Source organism: Arthrobacter sp. NPDC080073, from assembly GCF_040686575.1.
GTDB lineage: Bacteria > Actinomycetota > Actinomycetes > Actinomycetales > Micrococcaceae > Arthrobacter.
The window spans coordinates 151500-169857 of sequence record NZ_JBFBKR010000003.1 but is presented as its reverse complement, the minus strand read 5'-3'; the positions used below and the strand labels follow the sequence as shown (position 1 = coordinate 169857).

Below are 18358 nucleotides of genomic sequence, written 5' to 3'. Positions count from 1 at the left end.
GTCCACTAAGTGGGCACCGCTTGCCAGCGCTTGCGGTTTCATGCTGCGTTCCCGCTTCCGTTGCCTACTGTTCAGTAATGGTCGGCAACATCGAGGAAGTGACTTCACCATGCAAAGCCCACTCGGGCGACAATGTCTCCTTCTCCCCTACCCGGCGCGGCTTCCTGGCCGCCGCACTGACCGGGGCGGCCTTGACCTTGGCCCCGGTTTCGTTCGCGGCGGCCGCTACCGGAACCAGCAAGACCAAGACGATCACCGGCCACCTGGATCCGGGCGCCGCAGATTTCGTCTACTTGCCGATCGAGGTCCCTGCCGGCGTCAACAAGATCAGCGTTTCGTACACCTACAGCAAGCCCCAGGTGGCGTCCGGACTTCTCGGGAACGCCTGCGACATCGGAATCTTCGATGAAAAGGGCACCGACCTCGCCGGCAAGGGCTTCCGTGGCTGGTCAGGCGGTTTCCGCACAGAATTCAGCATCAGCGCCGGAGGCGACACCACGCCGGGCTACCTGCCAGGACCGATCGGGAAGGGCACGTGGAACGTTGTTCTCGGCCCCTACCAAGTGGCCGGGCAGGGCCTCGACTACACCGTGAACGTCACCCTTGACTACGGACCCGACGCCACCCCTTTCAAGCCCCAGTACCCGCCGCAGCAGATCGCCGGCCGCGGCGCAGCCTGGTACCGCGGCGATGCGCACCTCCACACTGTCTACTCGGATGGAAAGCGCACCCCCGAGGAAGTCGCAGCCGGCGCCCGCGCCGCGCGCCTGGACTTCATGATCTCCACGGATCACAACACGCCGGCATCGCACGGCGTCTGGGGGCCGCTCGCCGGCAACGATCTGCTCATCCTCACAGGCGAGGAAGTCACCACGCGAAACGGTCACTACCTCGCGCTCGGCCTGGAGCCGGGCGAATGGATCGACTGGCGCTACCGTGCCCGCGACAAGGGATTCGAGAAGGAAGCCCAGCGGATCCACTCCTCGGGCGGGATTGTTGTTCCGGCACACCCCTATTGCCCTTACGTCGCCTGCCGCTGGAAGTTCGGTTACGACGACGCCGACGCGGTTGAGGTCTGGACGGGCCCGTGGACCCTGGACGACGAGTCCTCCGTCAACACGTGGGATTCGATGCTCGCCCACTCCGTGCGCACAGGTGGCCGGTGGCTCCCGGCGATGGGCAACAGCGACGCCCACAGCGTCCCCCAGGTCATCGGCTTCCCCCACAACGTGGTCAACGCCGCGGCGTTGTCCCGCGATGCCCTGCTGGACGGCATCCGCAATGGCCGGAACTGGATCGCCGAGTCCGCTGACGTCTCGGTGGACTTCCAGGTGACGTCCGGCGGCAAGAGCGCAACCGTGGGAGACCGTCTCAACGTCGCGGCAGACGCCCCCGTCACGGTCTCGGCGAAAATCGCCGGGGTGCCGAACGGCGTCGTACGCTTCATCACGGATGAGGGACAGACCCAGCAAGTCACGCTTCCCGCGTCGGGCCAGGGAACGAGCACGTGGGTTACTACCCCGCAGCTCGCGGCGTACGTGCGTGTGGAGGTCCGGCATCCGAAGAGCGACGGAACCTCGGGCAGCGGCACGGAGATGGGGACGGTCATCCCGCTCGGCCCCATGGCGGCGTTGACTAACCCGATCTTCCTGGGCGCCAGCTAGTCCGCGACGGATCCGATTCAGTTGAGGGGGGCCCTGCCGGTACCCCTACCAGCAGGGCCTCCCTCACCTCGGAAATGTCTTGTTGGATGGATAGTGCCAATCCTCCGTCCACCAACAGGAGAAAAATGCTGACCGTCAATGCTTACGCCGCCCCGTCCGCGGGCGAAGCCCTCGTCGCCACCACCATTGAGCGCCGCGACGTCGGTGCCCACGACGTGCTGATCGAGATCAAGTACGCAGGCATCTGCCATTCAGACATCCACACTGTCCGCGGCGATTGGGGACCGCAGTCCTACCCGCTCGCGCCCGGCCACGAAATCGCCGGAATTGTCACTGAAATCGGCTCCGAAGTGAGCCGCCACAAGGTCGGCGACCGCGTCGGCGTCGGCTGCATGGTCAACTCCTGCGGCGAATGCGGAAACTGCCGCAAGGGCGAGGAGCAGTACTGCCTCAAAGGCATGACCGGCACTTACGGCGCCGTTGACCGCGATGGGACGATCACCCAGGGCGGCTACTCCACCCACGTCGTCGTGACCGAGGACTTCGTGGTGCGGATCCCTGAAGGAATCGAGCTCGACGCCGCCGCTCCCCTGCTGTGCGCAGGCATTACGACGTATTCGCCGCTCCGGCATTGGGGTGCGGGCCCGGGCAAGAAGGTCGGCGTCGTAGGACTCGGCGGGCTTGGCCATATGGCCGTCAAACTCGCGCACGCCATGGGCGCCGAAGTCACGGTGTTGTCCCAGTCGCTGAAGAAAATGGAAGACGGCCTGCGCCTGGGCGCCGATCGGTACTTCGCCACGAGCGAGCCGGCCACCTTCGAAGAGCTTGCGGGAACCTTCGACTTGATCATCAACACCGTCAGCGCCGCGATCGACATCAGCTCCTACCTTCAGTTGCTGGCCCTCGACGGCGCGCTGGTGAACGTAGGTGCACCGGCCGAACCCCTGCCCGTCAACGCCTTCGCACTCATCGGGGGTCGTCGGTCCTTCGCCGGATCCATGATCGGCGGCATTCGCGAGACCCAGGAGATGCTCGACTTCTGCGCCGGACACGGACTCGGCGCCGAGATCGAAGTCATTCCGGCCGACAAGATCAACGACGCCTACGAGCGTGTGCTCGCCTCCGATGTGCGGTACCGCTTCGTTATTGACGCGTCCACACTGGGCTAGGAGTAGGGGAAGCGTGCCCTGATCCGTCCCATCCCGAAAGTCCCTGCGGGGCGCCTGCACCGTGGCTCCGGCCGCGTGCCGGCGCTTCGTGGGGGCTTTCTGCTGGCGGGGAGTGTCGCTTGGCCTTGGGAGTCCGCAGCGACGATGATGTCCCCATGAAGGCAATCCGATGAACAAGAACCGGCTCGAGGCATTCAGTGACGGCGTGCTCGCCATTGTCATCACCATCATGGTGCTGGAGCTGCGCGTGCCCGCGGAACCGAGCTGGCAAGCCTTGCTCAGCGTCTTTCCCACGTTCCTCAGCTACTTGCTCAGCTTCGTCTACGTGGGGATCTACTGGAACAACCACCACCACATGATCCATCTGGCGGATCGGGTGGACGGCAGAATACTGTGGGCGAACCTGCACCTGTTGTTCTGGATATCCCTCTTCCCGTTCAGCACACGCTGGATGGACGAGTCAGGCTTCGCCGAGGTCCCGGTGCTGGCTTACGGGTTCAACCTGCTCTGCGCCGCGATTGCATACTTCGTCCTGCAGCAGTCGTTGATCCGGCACCAGGGGCGGCAGGGTGCACTCGCTCAAGCGATTGGCCGGGACTGGAAGGGGAAGACATCGCCGCTCATCTATCTGGCCGGTCTTGGACTCTGCCTTCTGCATCCTATGCTCGCTGTCGCCGCCTACACTGTCGTGGCACTCATCTGGCTGGTTCCGGACCGTCGCGTTGAACACTTTGTCACCCGTGCGCACCAGGACCGGGCAGAGTAGCCCTTGATTGAAGTCCTCGTCCTTGTTGCACTTGTCCCATGAGCAAAGAACAGCTGATCATCGTCGGATCCGGCCCTGCCGGCTACACCGCGGCAATCTATGCCGCCCGGGCGGGCCTGAGCCCCCTCGTCCTTGCCGGATCGGTCACCGCCGGCGGCGCATTAATGAACACCACGGAGGTGGAGAACTTCCCCGGCTTCCCCGCTGGAATCCAGGGTCCGGAACTCATGGATGGCCTGCAGGAGCAGGCCGCGCGCTTCGGCGCCAAGATAGCGTTCGACGACGTCACTGAAGTCCAGTTGCGGGGCCACCTCAAGCGCGTGGTCACCGGGTCGGGCGACACCCACGAAGCACCGGCCGTGATCCTTGCGACCGGTTCCGCCTACAAGGAACTCGGCTTGCCGGAAGAGAAGAGGCTGAGCGGACACGGTGTTTCATGGTGCGCCACGTGCGACGGCTTCTTCTTCCGCGAACAGGAAATCATCGTGGTGGGCGGCGGCGATTCGGCGATGGAAGAAGCGATGTTCCTGACCCGGTTCGCGAAGACCGTGACCGTCGTCGTCCGCCGGGAGGAGCTCCGGGCCTCCCGGATCATGGCCCAACGGGCCAAGGACAATCCGAAGATCCGCTTCGCGTGGAACTCCGCGGTCACCGCAATCCACGGCGACACCAAGGTCACCGGCGTAACCCTGACTGACACACGTTCCGGCGAATCGCGCAAACATGCGGCTACCGGGATATTCGTAGCCATTGGACATGTCCCCCGGACGGAGCTGGTGGCGGGACAGGTGGAGCTCGACGCCGAGGGCTACATCAAGGTTGACTCCCCCACCACGGTTACCAGTCTCTCCGGAGTCTTCGCTTGCGGTGACGCAGTTGACCACCGCTACCGCCAAGCCATTACGGCCGCCGGCACGGGTTGCGCCGCAGCCTTGGATGCCGAACGCTACCTCGCCGCACTCGAGGACGCGGACAGCATCGCGACGGCGCTGGTGGAAGAACCCACCCACGCCTGACCCCAACTGGCTCGCAGTTAATGCCGTCTAGAGGGCTCAGAACGACATCTAGTGCGAGTCAGTTGGGGAAAGCGTGTGACCAAGACGCACCTAAAAACGACTTTTCGGCATGCCTAACTTAACGGTATCCTCATCATGTCCGTATCCCCGATGTTGAGGAAACCATGGCCGCCATCATTGCGGAGCAGCGCCCAGGCAAGACCCGATGGAGGTCGCGCCTGCTCTTGTTGGGGCCGGCTTTCGTTGCTGCGATCGCATACGTGGATCCGGGAAACGTCGCGGCGAACCTCACTGCAGGAGCGAATTACGGCTACCTGCTCGTGTGGGTCCTGGTAGCGGCAAACATCATGGCTGTCCTGGTGCAGTACCAGTCGGCGAAACTTGGCTTGGCCACCGGCCACAGCCTGCCCGAACTCCTGGGCAAACGGTTGGGAACCCACCGGCGCAGGCTCTTCTGGGTCCAGGCAGAGGTGGTTGCCGGCGCTACCGACATGGCCGAAGTCATCGGCGGAGCGGTAGCCCTCAACCTGCTCTTCGGACTGCCGCTTCTCTTGGGCGGAATCATCGTCGGCGTCGCGTCCATGTTGCTCCTGGCCCTCCAGTCCTCACGTGGCCAGAAGTCCTTTGAGTACGCCATCATGATGCTCCTGGCCGTGATCGCCGTCGGTTTCCTTTCGGGGCTCTTCGTCAGTCCCCCCGAGAGCGGTGGAGTATTGGCTGGCTTGGTGCCGCGGTTCGAAGGCACAGACACTGTCCTCCTCGCGGCGAGCATGCTCGGTGCCACCGTCATGCCCCATGCCATCTACCTGCATTCGGCCCTGGCCCGTGACCGGCATGGCTTCTCGGAAGATCCCGCCGTACGGACGAGGCTCATCAAGACCACCCGCGTGGACGTCGTGGGTGCGTTGATGCTGGCCGGAATCGTGAACATCGCCATGCTCCTTCTAGCGGCATCCAGCCTGCGGGGAGTAGGAGGCACCGACACCATCGCCGGGGCCCATGCCGCCGTTACATCGGCCCTTGGCCCGATCATCGGAGTGGCCTTCGGCGTCGGATTGCTCGCTTCGGGCCTCGCTTCAACGTCGGTCGGATGCTACGCCGGCGCAACGGTCATGGGCGGACTCCTCAAGATCCGGGTACCCTTGCTGCTTCGCCGGGTGGTCACACTGATCCCGGCCTTGGTCATTCTCGGCGCGGGCATAGAACCCACCCTGGCGCTCGTGCTGAGCCAGGTCCTGCTGAGCTTCGGCATACCTTTCGCTTTGATTCCACTGATCCGGCTCACCGGCAAGCGCGAGGTCATGGGCATCCACACGGATTCCACGGCATTGAAGATTGCAGGGTGGACAAGCGCCGCACTTATCGTGGGCCTCAACTGCGTCCTCATCGTCCTGACAGTCACTGGGAATTCCTAGGCTCATGAGCAACCCCCAGGCCCTGGCCCGGCGGCTGGGTACGTTTGACGCGGTCGTCATCGGCCTGGGCTCGATGATCGGCGCCGGTGTGTTCGCGGCCTTCACCCCGGCCGCTGCCGCCGCAGGATCAGGGCTGCTGATTGGACTCGTCGTCGCGGCAGTCGTGGCATTCTGCAACGCGACGTCCTCCGCCCAGCTCGCCGCCGCATATCCCACGTCGGGCGGAACGTACATTTACGGTCGTGAGCGGCTGGGACCGTGGTCCGGCTACCTGGCCGGCTGGGGATTCGTCATCGGCAAGACCGCCAGCGCGGCAGCCATGGCCATGACATTCGCTGCCTATGCAGCTCCTGCGGGGTGGGAACGCCCCGTGGCCATCGCCGCCGTCGTCGTCCTCGCCGTCGTGAACTATCACGGGGTGACGCGGACGGCCGGGCTCACACGCATCCTGGTTCTCGCGGTGCTGGCGGCGCTCGCCGTTGGCGTGGCGGCGTGCTGGGGCGGTTCTGTTTCCTCCCCGGCCAACATTTTCGGGGATGGACTGCTTGCACACGGCTGGTACGGGATCCTCCAATCCGCCGGGTTGTTGTTCTTCGCCTTTGCTGGCTACGCGAGGATCGCGACCATGGGAGAGGAAGTCCGCAACCCCCGGCGCGCCATCCCGCGTGCCATCGGAATCGCGCTGGGCATCGCCGTCGTCCTCTACGCCGTCATTGCGGTGACGCTTCTCGCTGCGCTCGGCCCGGACGGCGTGGCCGGCACCTCGACGCCGCTCGCTGCCGGGGTCGGAGCCGGGACGTTCTCCTGGGCTGCTCCGGTGGTCCGTGCGGGAGCCGCCGTCGCTTCCCTCGGTGCCCTGCTGGCGCTCATCGCCGGCCTGGGCCGGACCACGCTGGCAATGGCCAGGCAGCATGACCTCCCGCACTGGCTCGCCGCCGTCCACCCCCGGTACCGTGTCCCGCACCGGGCCGAAGTCACCCTCGCCGCCGTGATCTGCGTGATCGTGGCAGTGGCCGACTTGCGCGGCGCGATCGGCTTCTCCTCGTTCGGCGTGCTCGTCTACTATTTGGTCGCCAATGTTGCGGCGTTCACCCAGCCGGCCGAAGACCGCCGATACCCCAAAGCGCTCCAGGTGTTCGGAGCGCTGGCTTGCGTGATCCTCGTGTCCACGCTGCCGCCGCTATCTGCGGGCCTGGGCGTGCTCATGTTCGCAGCAGGCATCATCCTGCGCGTTGTCAGGCTCAAGCGATAGCGTCTTGGGCGGGCGCGGCGGCACATCTTCTGGCTGGTCAGGGCTGATTTCGGCCGCAGGGCCGAACAGATCCGGCCGACGGCAAGGCTCTGACAAAACCCGGATCAGGGGTGGACGGCGGAGGTCGCACAGAGCAGGATTGAGCCATGAGCATCCATGAGGCACTTCTGAAGCAGGCCAGCGTCACCGCCACGGAAGCCACGCTCGTGGCGAAGTTCGAGATCGAGGGCAACATCCCTGGTTCCGGCGCCTATGTCGTCGGCCTGGTCGCCGCCACTCCTGATTATTCCTCTCAACGAAGACTGGGCATCGAGTTCATGAACGGGGAGGCGATCGCTTTCTTCTCGTTCAACCATGATCAAAGCGCCGAAGAGAACTACGACCTCAAGGGTGTTGAGCACTCGGGGAACACCATAACGGGCCACTTCCCTCTCTCGGCGATCAACGGCCTTGGCAAGGGACACGTGATGACGGCCTTCAGTGAAGCCGACGGCCGCGAGTTCCAATCCGGCGTCGCCGTCGAAGAGGCGCTCTAGGATCGACTACTTACGGTCCTGGGGCACCGCGGGTCGATTTCGTTTCTTCGGGCGCGTGCGCGGCGCGAGGCGTCGCGCCGTTTCTATGTGCGTTTCCATGTACAAAGTGTCATGTGACACATGCGCGCGAAGGAATAGCGACTGCCGGGTTACCGTTGACGCGAGTAGTTCATAACAAAGACGACAGGAGACTCCGTGGACTTCACCCCCGAATCCGGCACCATCACCATGTTCTCGACCACTTGGTGCGGTTATTGCAACCGCCTCAAGAAGCAGCTGGACGCGAAGGGCATCGGCTACAACGAGATCAACATCGAAGAGGTGGAGGGCACTGCCGAACTCGTGGAGAAGCTGAACGGCGGCAACCAGACCGTCCCCACGGTCCTTTTCCCGGACGGCACCGCCGCCACCAACCCTTCCGCAGCCGAGGTCCAAGCGCGCCTCGCCGCCTGACGCCCCACGAGGGAGTCATCCGGGTGGTGCGACCGGCTCCAGGCGCACCACCCGGTGAGGTTTGCGTCGGAATCGTGGACAACGGATGGCTTCTTGTCCATTGCTCTGCCTCGCTTCGGGAGGACGGCGGATTCCATTTCCGGGAAGGAGCCACCGCCCGGACCACTTGGTTGTGGCCTCAAGCGTAGTCCCGGCGGTATTCGTCTATAACGGCGTGCTGGTGCTCGTCACAGGGAGAAGGCTCTGGAAATCGCCGTCGATGAGTTCGGCGTATTCCGCGTAAGCCGCGACGACGGCGTCTTCCACCGTGGGTACGTCCAGCTGCGGCAAAAGGTCATTGGCCGCCCCGGCGGTGGCAGGATCCCACTCCAGTCCGAGGGCTCCATAGCTGGCAGTGAGGACTTCGCGGATAGGTGCCGAGTTCTCGACGACGATCACCGAACTGAACAGCCATCCCCCGGAGACCACCCTTTGGGCAGTGCCGACGAGCTTGATCTGGTGTGTTGGAAAATCCGGGTCCAGGCCGTGGACACTGAACTCACCCGGGCAGTACTCGCCGGGGATCTCGCCGACGGCGGCCTGGACCCCGACGCGGCGGAGCGCACCCGCCAGGAGCTCGCCGAAGAAGGAGAAACGGGCCTTCGCTCCGGCAATCGCGTCGGTGTGCGGCTCTACATGGTCGATCACCAAGGTGCCCCGGTGGTACGCCGCTGCCCGGCCACCCGCCTTGCGGATCAAGGGTTCGAACCCCAGGTCCCGGCAGGCTTCGGACGCGGCCCGGAATCCCGGCAGCTTGGCATCGCGTTGCCCGAACGCCACGGTGGGGCGGGGCCGGTACAAACGCAGCGTTGGTGCCAGCAGCCCCCTGCGGGCACGGTTGAGGAGCTCGATCCCGAAGTCCAGGTCACCAGCGACGCCAAGCGATTCTTCCTGACGCACCACCGTCAGCGTGCGCTGCTCCCCGGTGCGCTCCGGGGTCATCAGCCCTTCCTCAATGTGAGGATCTGCTCGGCGCGGCCGAAGGGACCGCTGATGTCGTGGAGCACCGTGGACGTCAGGCCGATGCCGTCGTCGCCAAAGGAGACCATGTTGTCCAGTCCCAGCCATTCTCCCGCGGGTTCGCGGTACATGTGGACCTGCAGGTCAAGGTTGGGGAAGATATAGCTGTTCTTGCCCGGTGAGACGCGGGCGGCGATGCCGTTGGCGGTGTCCACGAGTCCGACGAGCCTCGCGAGGTCACGGCTGTCGGCTGCATCAGTCAGCGGATGCTCTGTGCGGATCCAGACCTTCCCGGAACCTGCCCGGTGACCCTCCGCGATCCGCATTTCCAGGGACCGGATATACCCGCCGGGCCACACGCTCGCGCCGTCCCAGGGTTTGCATTCGTCCGGGGCCGGCATGGCGACGTCTTCTACGGCGGCGACGGCGCTCGTGTCGCTGGTGGCCATCCGCCAGGCTGTCGCCCGGATAGCCACGCGTCCTGCCGCCGAGAGTTCCGCCTGGATCAGTTCAATCGTTCTGCCAGGGCGGAGCGTGCTGGTGGTGATTTCGAATTCGCCGCCCGGGATCAATCCAAGGATTTCGTAGCTGAGGCGGGCCATCCGGACGTCATCACGAGGCTCATGGCGGAGCAGTGCATCAGCCATGATGCCCGATGCCGGCGCCATGTGCTGCTCATGCGGATTCCACGCGCCTTGGGCGTGGATGGTCGAGCGGAACCGCCCGTTCCCGAGCGATTCATAGTAGAAGTCGCCTTCCGCAAGGTCCGGAAGCTCAATACTCAACGCCTGCCCTTTCGCCGGTCCGGTAATGGAACTCAGACCACTGTATCTTCTGGCGCAACAGCCGTCCGACGCCGACGCCGAATGACCACGGCGACTGTGAGTCCGGCAAGGGAGAGGACCAGGAGAATTGCGGCCAGAGGGGAGGCCGCCATGACGGCGAACCACGCCTCCATGGCCGCCAGCCCGATGGTCGCATAGACGAAGGCCCAGATGCCGGAGCCGAGTATTGCCGCCGGGAGATACCGGCTGAGTGGCATTCTCCCGGCCCCGGCAGCCAGGTTGACGGCGGTTTGGAGTCCGATCGTCAGGAAGGTCAGTACGACGGCGTAGGGCCCGAAGCGCTGAATCAAGGCCTGCGCTTTGCTTGCTTTGGGGCGATGCAGAGCGCGTGCGAAACGCGTGCGTTCCATCCCGGCTGCTGCGCCGCGGCCGATCCAGTATGTCGCGTTTACCCGGACCATGACCACGGCGAAGAGTGCCACAAGCGCAACTTCAAAGGGCAGGTCAAGGATCTGGTCCACGCGCGCCCTCCCCGGTCGTCTCAGCAGGTAAGTCTTACCTTATCAACGCTCGGACGGCCGGCCCCGGGTTACGAACGCCCGCCTGTGCGATCGATCGTGAAATCCCCACCCGGATACAGGATGGTCTCGTGTCCATCGTCAAAACGGACGAAATACGGCGGCGCACCATTTGGTCCGCGGACTTCGATGATCTCGCCGTGCCGGTCGGACGCCCCGACCGTTCTGCCATGAATGATGATCCGATCTCCCTGGGCTGCTTCCACAGGAACCACCTCCCAGCATTCAGATTACGAGTGTTGGGCCGTCGTGGGAACAGGCTTGGCCGGAGTTCCCAATGTTGCAAAGCGCCGCTTGCAACATTGCCTCGGTACCACGAGATCGGGCAGATCGCGCTGCTTGAGAAGCTCGACGACGCCGCGACCCGCCTCTGGTACGCAGCGGATATTTTGTTCCTCGACCTGAGCACTATTTCCGGAGAACTTCGGGATTGACTCTCGCGTCTGCAGGCAGAAACCAACCTGAACGTAGGCTGTGAATTCGGCCTTTGCCCGTTCTTTGTGTTCACCCTGCGCGATTCAAGGCGTACCCTACCTTCATACGCGCCTGGGGGCCCTCGTCTCGTGGAGGAGCCATGCGCTGGTTACAACGGTATTTCGAGAAGCAGGGCCGGCCGAGCGACGGGTCCCGCCGTCCAGACTACCCAAACAAGAACAAGCAGTTGACGTCCATCTTGGGCGTCCTGGTGCTCACCGTCGGGGCCCTCGGCGGAATCGTCGTTCCCGCGCGGGCCGTAGCCCCGACTGTCGTGAGCCTGACCTTCGATGACGGTAACGGCAATCAGCTCGCTGCCGAACAGGTACTCAAGGCCCACGGGCTGGTGGGAACCTTCTTCATCACCACCAGCTGGATAGGCACCCCCAGCTACCTGACCCAGGCAAATCTCCAAACCATAGCCGGCGACGGCAATGAGATCGGTGGCCATACCGTTACCCACCCGGATCTGACCACGCTTACCTCCGCAGCCGCCAGCGCGGAAATCTGCAACGGCAAATCGACGCTGGAAAGCTGGGGATTCCACGTCAACAACTTCGCTTATCCATTTGCCGCGGAAAACGCATCCGTTCAGACTGATGTGAAGAACTGTGGATTTGCCAGCGCACGCGGACTGGGCGACATCCGTTCACCCGCGAGCTGCCCAAGCTGCCCGTTCGCTGAGACCCTTCCTCCGGCAAACCCCCTGGTCACCAAGGCTCCGGACGAAGTCGATAGCACCTGGACACTGCAGAATCTGGAGGATTTGGTCACCAATGCCGAAAGCACGGGCGGCTGGCTTGAGCTGACATTCCACCACATCGCGGTCGGAACTGATCCCACGCTCACCATCAGCCCGACACTCTTTGAAACTTTCGTCACGTGGCTGGCTGCGCGGACCGCAAACGGAACGACTTCGGTCAAGACTGTGGCCCAGGCGCTAGGGCAATCGACACCGCCACCTCCGCCGCCTCCGCCACCGGCGTCGAGTCCGTTCGTTGACGTCCCCAGCAGCTACCCGTTCTTCACCGAGATCAATTGGCTGGCGTCCCAAGGGATCTCCACCGGCTGGGACGAAGGTAACGGGACCAAGACATACCGCCCGCAGCAGGCCGTTAACCGGGACGCCATGGCCGCCTTCATGTACCGCCTCGCTGGCAGTCCCGCCTTCACGCCCCCGGCCGTTTCGCCTTTCAGCGATATGACGCCTCAAACTGCGTTCTACAAGGAGATCTCATGGCTGGCGTCCCAGGGGATCTCCACCGGCTGGGACGAAGGAAACGGGACCAAGACGTACCGCCCGTTGCAGGCGGTGAACCGCGATGCCATGGCCGCCTTCATGTACCGCTTCGCGCACAGTCCTGCCTTCACACCCCCGGCCGTTTCGCCGTTTACCGATGTTTCCCCTCAAGTTCCGTTCTATAAGGAAATCACGTGGCTCTCCTCCACGGGGATCTCCACGGGGTGGATCGAAACCAACGGCACTAGGACCTATCGGCCGGTCCTAGCCGTCAACCGGGACGCGATGGCGGCCTTCATGTACCGCTACAACACCAGCTTCCCGAGGAATTGACGGAGGTCGTCCGGGTTTGCCGTGTCCATGCCATTGGCGCGGACCCGGCAATACGGCTCAAGCGGCTGACGAGGGAAACCGCAGCTCAGGGCGTCGCTTGGCCACCTCGTTCAGAACGATCGAAACCGCTTCCCTGACCACCTCCGCTTCCGTGCCCATTTCCCGAGCGGCGTCCAGCCCCGCCGTGGCGTGGCCTACAAACGCGTCCCAGTCGCCTCCCCCGGCACGGAGCGCCCTCAGCGGCGACATCAGGGCTGCGCGGCACAGCCACGCGTCACGCTCCCGCACCCATCGATCCATCACGCTTGCGGCCCGCATCTTGGCCTGCCCCTCCAGCCCTGCAAGCAAAGGTCCGATCACGTCAACCGCTAGCGGATCGACCAGGTCGCGCAGCCTTCCTTCACGGACAAAACCTTCAAGCCGCGTCAGATCGGTATTCGTCAGCAGCTGGACGTTGGACTGCAGAAGGACGATTGCGGCGAGCCTGCGTTCGAAAACGGGAACCTCCCACAATTCCGAGCTCAAGGCAGTGACCTCGTCGTGCGCGAGTCCCCGGTGGCGGCGGAGGGCGTCGCGAACCGTTCCACGGATAGCCCCGATCGAGGACCCGTAGTGATGCAGACCGTTTCCCAGCCGTGCCTCGGCCTGCTCTGCCCGGATCCATGAGCCTTCACGGCGCAAAGCCTCATCGATGAACAAGGCAGCGTCACTCATGCGAACATTATTCCGCAACTGGGCGTGCGCTCAGACGTACTCGCCAAACCAGGCGAGCATGTCCTGCCAGGCGGCTGTCGCCTGCGTTTCGTTGTACCGCTCGCTGGTGTCGTTGTGGAAGGCATGGTCGACGCCGGGATAGACAGTGAGCTTGTGGCGGACGTCAGTGGCTGCGAGCGCATCCCGAAGTGCCGGCATTGCGCCGGTGATGCGCTGGTCGAGTTCGGCATAGACGCCAAACACGGCCGGTTTGATGGATGGGACCTTGTCCAGGTCCGGGGCGGGGCCATAGAAGGCCGCCGTGGCTTTCAGCCCGGGTATCTCGGTCGCGGCCTGCCAGGTGATGCCGCCGCCAAAACAATAGCCGTTCATCGCGATACGCTCGCCGTCCACGAAATCCAATGACCGGAGGTAATCGAACCCCGCGGAGAAGTCGGAAACATGGCGCCCGGCTCCTGCCTTTGTCAGCGCTCCGGGGACGGCGTCGGCATCCACGTTCGGAGTGCCTCCCTCCCGGCTCAGGAGATCAGGTGCCAAAGCGACGTACCCTGCCTTGGCAAAAACGGCGGGCCACGTCCTGGATGTGCGGAGTAAGTCCGCGGTTTTCATGGCAGACGAGCACCGCAGGTCCCGGATCGGCCCCCTCAGGCCTGGCAAGGTAGGCGCTGATCCCGGTTCCGCCGGCCGGGAACCGGACGGTGGCCGTCACAAGTCCGGACGCACCTTCAGGTACGGAAAGCGGACTCTTCGCTCCTGGCACTGGCCCGGTAGCCGCCGTCGTCGGGGGCCGGGCGGACGACGCTTCGGGGCTTGGCATGGGATCGGTGCCTCGCGGGACTTCATCCGGAGCACATCCGAGCTGCAGCATCGTCGAGGCGGCGGCAGCCATGCTCCCGGTGATAAATGCGAGCCGACGAATGAACGCCCGCTGCGACATGTCTCCCGCTCGGTAGTCGTCGAAGAATTCCTCGACCAGGTACTTTTCGAATTTGCCGAGCTGGATCATGGAAGGCCTCCTGAGTTTGCCGCATATCCTCCTCCCAAGACCGTCACCGGGCAAGGGTGCCCAAGATGATGGGTGTAGCCGCCGAGTAATGAGACACTCGGTTCCATGCGTGAATTCGTGGTTCTCGGCACCGCCTCCCAGGTCCCCACCAGGACCCGCAACCACAACGGATATGTGCTCCATTGGGATGGCGAGGGCCTGCTCTTCGATCCTGGAGAAGGCACCCAGCGGCAGATGATCCAAGCTGGTGTCTCAGCCAGCCAGATCACGCGTATCTGTATTACCCATGTCCACGGCGACCACTGTTTCGGGCTGCCGGGCGTGCTCTCGCGCATGGCGCTGGACCGGGTGGAGCATCCAATCCATTTGCACTATCCCGCATCCGGCGAGGACATGATCCGCGCCCTCGTGGCTGTCGCGTCGCCCGGCATCGACCTTCGGCTTCATCCGCACGGCGGGCCCGGTCCTATCGCTGCAGGACTGGAGGTGCGCCCACTGCTCCATCGAATCGAGACCTACGGTTACAGGGTCCTCGAGCCCGAAGGCCGCAGCCTTTTGCCGGAGCGGCTTGCGGCAGCCGGGATTACAGGATCGGATATCAGCCTCCTGCAGCGGGACGGGAGCCTGGGCGGCGTGCGCTTGGAAGACGTGAGCGTGCCGAGGCCCGCTCAGAGCTTCGCCTTCGTGATGGACACGGCACCATGTGACGGTGCCGGGGAACTCGCCGAGGGTGTGGACCTTCTCGTCGCTGAGTCCACTTTCAGCGACGACGACGGCGCCCTGGCCGCGCAGTACCGCCACCTCACCGCCGGGCAGGCGGGTGGGCTGGCTGCCGCCGCAGAAGCGGGCATGCTCATCCTTACGCATTTCTCCTCGCGCTATCCCGACGTCGGACAGCTTGGGGAGCAAGCACGGGCGCGGTCCGGCGGGGCTGCCGTCATGGCCGCGAACGACCTGGACAGGGTTCCCTTTCCCAAGCGGCAGCGGTGGTTGTAGAAGGCGCGAAGTACAGGGCGGCTTTGTGATGCTTTCGGGTACGTTCCCGGATACTCTGTCCGTGGGGAGGGCCACACCGGCACACCCAGGCGTCCGCCGATGCGGGCGGGCTTGTCATCTATTCAGCTCTGGGGGCCGAAATGACAAACGAAATGCCGCCGGATACCTTCGGCTCTTTTGGCGGCCTGTCTTTTAGCGGACTGGTTGAGGCCGTGCCCGACGCTTTGCTCGTGATCGACGCGGACGGTCAGATCACGTTCGGCAATGCGTATTCAGAGGAGCTCTTCGGCTATCCGCGTAGCCAGCTGCTGGGCAAGCATTATGAAATGCTGCTTCCGGCGCGGTTCAAGGGCCAGGGCGGCGCCATCCAGGACCTCTTTGCCGACGATCCTGGAATACGCCGGTCCGGGACCGACCTGAAGCTGTTCGGCCGCCACCGTGACGGAAGCGAGTTTCCCATTGAGGTAAGTTTCGCTCCGCTCGGCGCCGGACCGGACATGCACCTTGTCGCGTCCATCCGCGACGTAAGTGACCGCAGCCTCGTTGATGCCGAACTCCGGGATGCCCTCTCGGTTCTCAGTGCCACCCTGGAATCCACTGCGGACGGCATTCTGGTTGTCGCGGCAGACGGGACTATCGCGGGGGCGAACGAGCGGTTCGCCGAGTTATGGGGCATCCCCAGGGATCTTCTGGAGTCCCACGACGACGGTAAGTTGTTGGCTTTCGTCCTCGACCAGCTCACGGATCCCGATGGCTTCATAGGCAAGGTCCAGGAACTTTACGCCGATCCGGGCGCCGAGAGCCTGGACATGTTGGAATTCCGTGACGGGCGGACGTTCGAGCGGTATTCCCGGCCCCAACGAGTCGGGGAAGAGATCGTGGGACGGGTCTGGAGTTTCCGTGACGTCACGTCCCGCCAGCGCGCACAGGACCAGGCGCGGGAGGCGCTCGCCCAAGTGGAGGGTCTGGCAGCCATCGTTGAGTCCTCGGCTGACGCGATCATCGGTATGACGCCCGAGGGCATCATCACCAGTTGGAACCCCGGGGCGGAGAAGCTGTACGGATTCACGGCCGCTGAAGTGAGCGGGCAGAACGTCCGGCTCCTCATCCCGGACTACCTCCGTGCCGAGGACGAAGTGCTGGCCGCTGTCCAGAATGGCGGACCGGCCCGTAGCTTCGAGACAGACCGGATGCGTAAGGATGGGTCCATCGTGCCCGTGTCCCTGACGGTCTCCCCGATCCGCGGCGAACATGGAGTGATCGGAATTGCGACCATCGGGCAGGACATTACCGCCCGGCGTGCCGCTGAAGCGGAACTGTTGGCCGCCAGGGAGGCGGCCCTGGAATCCAGCAGGTTGAAGTCCGAGTTCCTCGCGACGATGAGCCATGAGATCCGTACCCCCATGAACGGAGTCATAGGCCTGACAACGCTGTTGTTGGACACCCCGCTGGATGAAGAACAACGGAAATACGCCGAAGGAGTTCAGACCGCCGCCGGAGCGTTGTTGACCCTGATTAACGACATCCTGGATTTCTCGAAGTTGGAAGCAGGGAAAATCGACCTGGACATCACGTCCTTCGATCCGCAATCCCTGATGGAGGAAGTCGCCTCGCTCCTGGCCGAAGCAGCCCAGGGCAAAGGCCTGGAACTCATCGCGTATTGCCACCCCGACGTTCCCGCACGGCTGGCTGGTGATGCCGGCAGGATCCGGCAGATCCTGTTGAACCTGGCTTCGAACGCCGTAAAGTTCACCGCGTCCGGTGAAGTCGCCATCCGGGTGAACGTCGCGGAACAGGACGCGAGAACCGCGCTTGTGCGATTCGAGGTCAGCGATAGCGGTATTGGTATCGATGCTGCGGATCATTTGCGCTTGTTCGATTCTTTCTCCCAAGCGGATGCCTCCACCACGCGCCGGTACGGTGGAACAGGGCTGGGGCTGGCCATCTGCCGGCGTCTGACGGAAGTGATGGGCGGCGACATCGGTTTAACGAGTACCCCTGGCGAGGGAAGCACGTTCTGGTTCTCGCTCCGATTGCCGCTGGCCAAGGAACCCGGGCGGGTTCCCGACCGTCCGGTCCGGAGCCTATTGGGAGGTCTGCGCGTGTTGGTGGTTGACGATAACGCCACCAACAGGTTCGTGTTGGAATCGCAGTTGAACACGTGGGGGCTGCGGCCGGACGCGGTAGCGGACGCGCGCGCCGCCCTCGGCCTGTCACGGACGGCGGCCGCCGCAGGGAAACCCTTCGACATTGCGGTGCTCGACATGTGCATGCCGGACATGGACGGCCTTGAACTCGCCCACGAGTTCTCGAGGGACCCGGCCCTGCGAGGCATCCGACTCATGATGCTGACCTCCGCGTCCCAGGTGTCCAAGACCGATATGGCTGACGCGGGAATCAGCGAATGGCTCACGAAACCTGTCCGCGGCTCAGAACTCTACGACCGCCTGATGCGGCTGGTAGCCGGCAACACGGCGACCGACGCGGCGTCCGCGCTTGCACCGCCCCCGAGGCAGGACAGGCCTTCCAAAGGAAGAATCCTTGTAGTGGAGGACAACGAGGTGAACCAGCTAGTCGCCCGTGAAATGGTCGCCAAACTGGGGTACCAGGCCGAAGTGGCTGCCGATGGCGCCCAGGCCGTCTCCGCCATCGCCGCCCGCTCCTACGCGGCTGTGCTCATGGATTGCCACATGCCGGTCATGGACGGTTTCGAGGCCACCAAGAGCATTCGGGCGCGGGAGAACCGCTCCGAGCACCTGCCCATCATCGCCATGACCGCAGGAGCCCAGGACGAAGACCGCGAGCGCTGCCTCGCAGCCGGGATGGACGACTACCTCAGCAAACCGGTCGATCTGGCCGCTTTGGATGAGGCCCTGAATCGGTGGGTTCCCCGCGGGAGCGCCCCCTAGGCCGAGCTGTGCCGGAATGGGAGAAGGCCCTGCTTACGTAGGGTTCTCCGCGT

18 protein-coding genes and 2 pseudogenes are annotated in these 18358 nt (G+C 64.1%); 13 read left to right on the top strand and 7 right to left on the bottom strand.

All coding sequences use genetic code 11. The annotated features are described in order from the left end of the window. Nucleotides 1-77 precede the first annotated feature (77 nt). The 8 genes from AB0O52_RS04965 to AB0O52_RS04930 all read left to right on the top strand — a co-directional run bounded on the left by AB0O52_RS04965 (nucleotide 78) and on the right by AB0O52_RS04930 (nucleotide 8271). Nucleotides 78-1664 carry a CehA/McbA family metallohydrolase gene (locus AB0O52_RS04965; protein WP_364534242.1) on the top strand — a complete coding sequence of 529 codons (1587 nt, stop codon included), beginning with the start codon at nucleotides 78-80 and terminating at the stop codon, nucleotides 1662-1664. A 125-nt stretch (nucleotides 1665-1789) separates the two neighbouring features. Further along, nucleotides 1790-2833, top strand: a complete 1044-nt coding sequence (locus AB0O52_RS04960; protein WP_364534239.1) for an NAD(P)-dependent alcohol dehydrogenase — start codon at nucleotides 1790-1792, stop codon at nucleotides 2831-2833. Nucleotides 2834-3002: 169 nt separating this feature from the next. Continuing rightward, the gene (locus tag AB0O52_RS04955) at nucleotides 3003-3599 is read left to right on the top strand and encodes a TMEM175 family protein (protein WP_364534236.1); all 597 of its coding nucleotides are present in this window, start codon (nucleotides 3003-3005) and stop codon (nucleotides 3597-3599) included. 38 nt (nucleotides 3600-3637) lie between these two features. Next, nucleotides 3638-4615, top strand: coding sequence for a thioredoxin-disulfide reductase (trxB, locus tag AB0O52_RS04950; RefSeq protein ID WP_364534233.1), 978 nt, complete (start codon nucleotides 3638-3640; stop codon nucleotides 4613-4615). A gap of 164 nt (nucleotides 4616-4779) precedes the next feature. Continuing rightward, nucleotides 4780-6030 carry an Nramp family divalent metal transporter gene (locus AB0O52_RS04945; RefSeq protein WP_364534230.1) on the top strand — a complete coding sequence of 417 codons (1251 nt, stop codon included), beginning with the start codon at nucleotides 4780-4782 and terminating at the stop codon, nucleotides 6028-6030. Nucleotides 6031-6034: 4 nt separating this feature from the next. After that, nucleotides 6035-7282 (top strand): APC family permease, encoded by a 1248-nt coding sequence (locus AB0O52_RS04940; RefSeq protein ID WP_364534227.1) that lies wholly within the window; start codon nucleotides 6035-6037, stop codon nucleotides 7280-7282. A gap of 146 nt (nucleotides 7283-7428) precedes the next feature. Then, nucleotides 7429-7818 carry a hypothetical protein gene (locus AB0O52_RS04935; protein WP_364534224.1) on the top strand — a complete coding sequence of 130 codons (390 nt, stop codon included), beginning with the start codon at nucleotides 7429-7431 and terminating at the stop codon, nucleotides 7816-7818. A gap of 195 nt (nucleotides 7819-8013) precedes the next feature. Then, entirely contained in the window at nucleotides 8014-8271 is a 258-nt protein-coding gene (locus AB0O52_RS04930; protein ID WP_364534221.1) for a mycoredoxin, read from the top strand. A gap of 204 nt (nucleotides 8272-8475) precedes the next feature. Here the strand turns inward: AB0O52_RS04930 and AB0O52_RS04925 are convergent, their stop codons facing one another. The 4 genes from AB0O52_RS04925 to AB0O52_RS04910 form a co-directional block, all read right to left on the bottom strand. Next, nucleotides 8476-9252, bottom strand: coding sequence for a lipoate--protein ligase family protein (locus AB0O52_RS04925; RefSeq protein WP_364534218.1), 777 nt, complete (start codon nucleotides 9250-9252; stop codon nucleotides 8476-8478). Continuing rightward, nucleotides 9252-10055 (bottom strand): thioesterase family protein, encoded by an 804-nt coding sequence (locus tag AB0O52_RS04920; RefSeq protein ID WP_364534215.1) that lies wholly within the window; start codon nucleotides 10053-10055, stop codon nucleotides 9252-9254. The genes AB0O52_RS04925 and AB0O52_RS04920 overlap by 1 nt, the downstream gene beginning before the upstream one ends. 32 nt (nucleotides 10056-10087) lie before the next feature. Then, on the bottom strand, nucleotides 10088-10576 hold the full coding sequence (locus tag AB0O52_RS04915) for a VTT domain-containing protein (RefSeq protein WP_364534212.1): 489 nt from the start codon (nucleotides 10574-10576) through the stop codon (nucleotides 10088-10090). Nucleotides 10577-10644: 68 nt separating this feature from the next. After that, nucleotides 10645-10839 carry a DUF1918 domain-containing protein gene (locus AB0O52_RS04910; protein WP_364534210.1) on the bottom strand — a complete coding sequence of 65 codons (195 nt, stop codon included), beginning with the start codon at nucleotides 10837-10839 and terminating at the stop codon, nucleotides 10645-10647. A 96-nt stretch (nucleotides 10840-10935) separates the two neighbouring features. On the opposite strand from AB0O52_RS04910, the gene AB0O52_RS04905 reads away from it, so the two are divergent. From AB0O52_RS04905 to AB0O52_RS04895, 3 genes and pseudogenes are all read left to right on the top strand, one after another. Continuing rightward, nucleotides 10936-11067: a hypothetical protein gene (locus AB0O52_RS04905; protein WP_364534207.1), complete on the top strand. Its 132-nt coding sequence runs from the start codon at nucleotides 10936-10938 to the stop codon at nucleotides 11065-11067. 140 nt (nucleotides 11068-11207) lie between these two features. Then, a pseudogene (locus tag AB0O52_RS04900) lies at nucleotides 11208-11717 on the top strand (polysaccharide deacetylase family protein); the annotation flags it as partial. Between the two features lie 372 nt (nucleotides 11718-12089). After that, nucleotides 12090-12680: pseudogene (locus tag AB0O52_RS04895) on the top strand (S-layer homology domain-containing protein); the annotation flags it as partial. A gap of 57 nt (nucleotides 12681-12737) precedes the next feature. Here AB0O52_RS04895 and AB0O52_RS04890 read toward each other — a convergent pair. Genes AB0O52_RS04890 through AB0O52_RS04880 form a run of 3 tightly spaced genes read right to left on the bottom strand, consistent with a single transcriptional unit; the run spans nucleotide 12738 to nucleotide 14400 of the window. After that, nucleotides 12738-13394 (bottom strand): DNA alkylation repair protein, encoded by a 657-nt coding sequence (locus AB0O52_RS04890; protein ID WP_364534204.1) that lies wholly within the window; start codon nucleotides 13392-13394, stop codon nucleotides 12738-12740. A gap of 30 nt (nucleotides 13395-13424) precedes the next feature. Then, nucleotides 13425-13931 (bottom strand): dienelactone hydrolase family protein, encoded by a 507-nt coding sequence (locus AB0O52_RS04885; protein ID WP_364534201.1) that lies wholly within the window; start codon nucleotides 13929-13931, stop codon nucleotides 13425-13427. Further along, nucleotides 13921-14400 (bottom strand): dienelactone hydrolase family protein, encoded by a 480-nt coding sequence (locus AB0O52_RS04880; RefSeq protein ID WP_364534198.1) that lies wholly within the window; start codon nucleotides 14398-14400, stop codon nucleotides 13921-13923. Before AB0O52_RS04880 ends, AB0O52_RS04885 begins: the two co-directional genes overlap by 11 nt. Before the next feature lie 105 nt (nucleotides 14401-14505). On the opposite strand from AB0O52_RS04880, the gene AB0O52_RS04875 reads away from it, so the two are divergent. Both AB0O52_RS04875 and AB0O52_RS04870 read left to right on the top strand, forming a co-directional pair. Beyond that, nucleotides 14506-15396: a ribonuclease Z gene (locus tag AB0O52_RS04875; protein ID WP_364534195.1), complete on the top strand. Its 891-nt coding sequence runs from the start codon at nucleotides 14506-14508 to the stop codon at nucleotides 15394-15396. A 140-nt stretch (nucleotides 15397-15536) separates the two neighbouring features. Beyond that, entirely contained in the window at nucleotides 15537-18305 is a 2769-nt protein-coding gene (locus tag AB0O52_RS04870; protein WP_364534192.1) for a PAS domain S-box protein, read from the top strand. The last annotated feature ends 53 nt before the right edge of the window (nucleotides 18306-18358 follow it).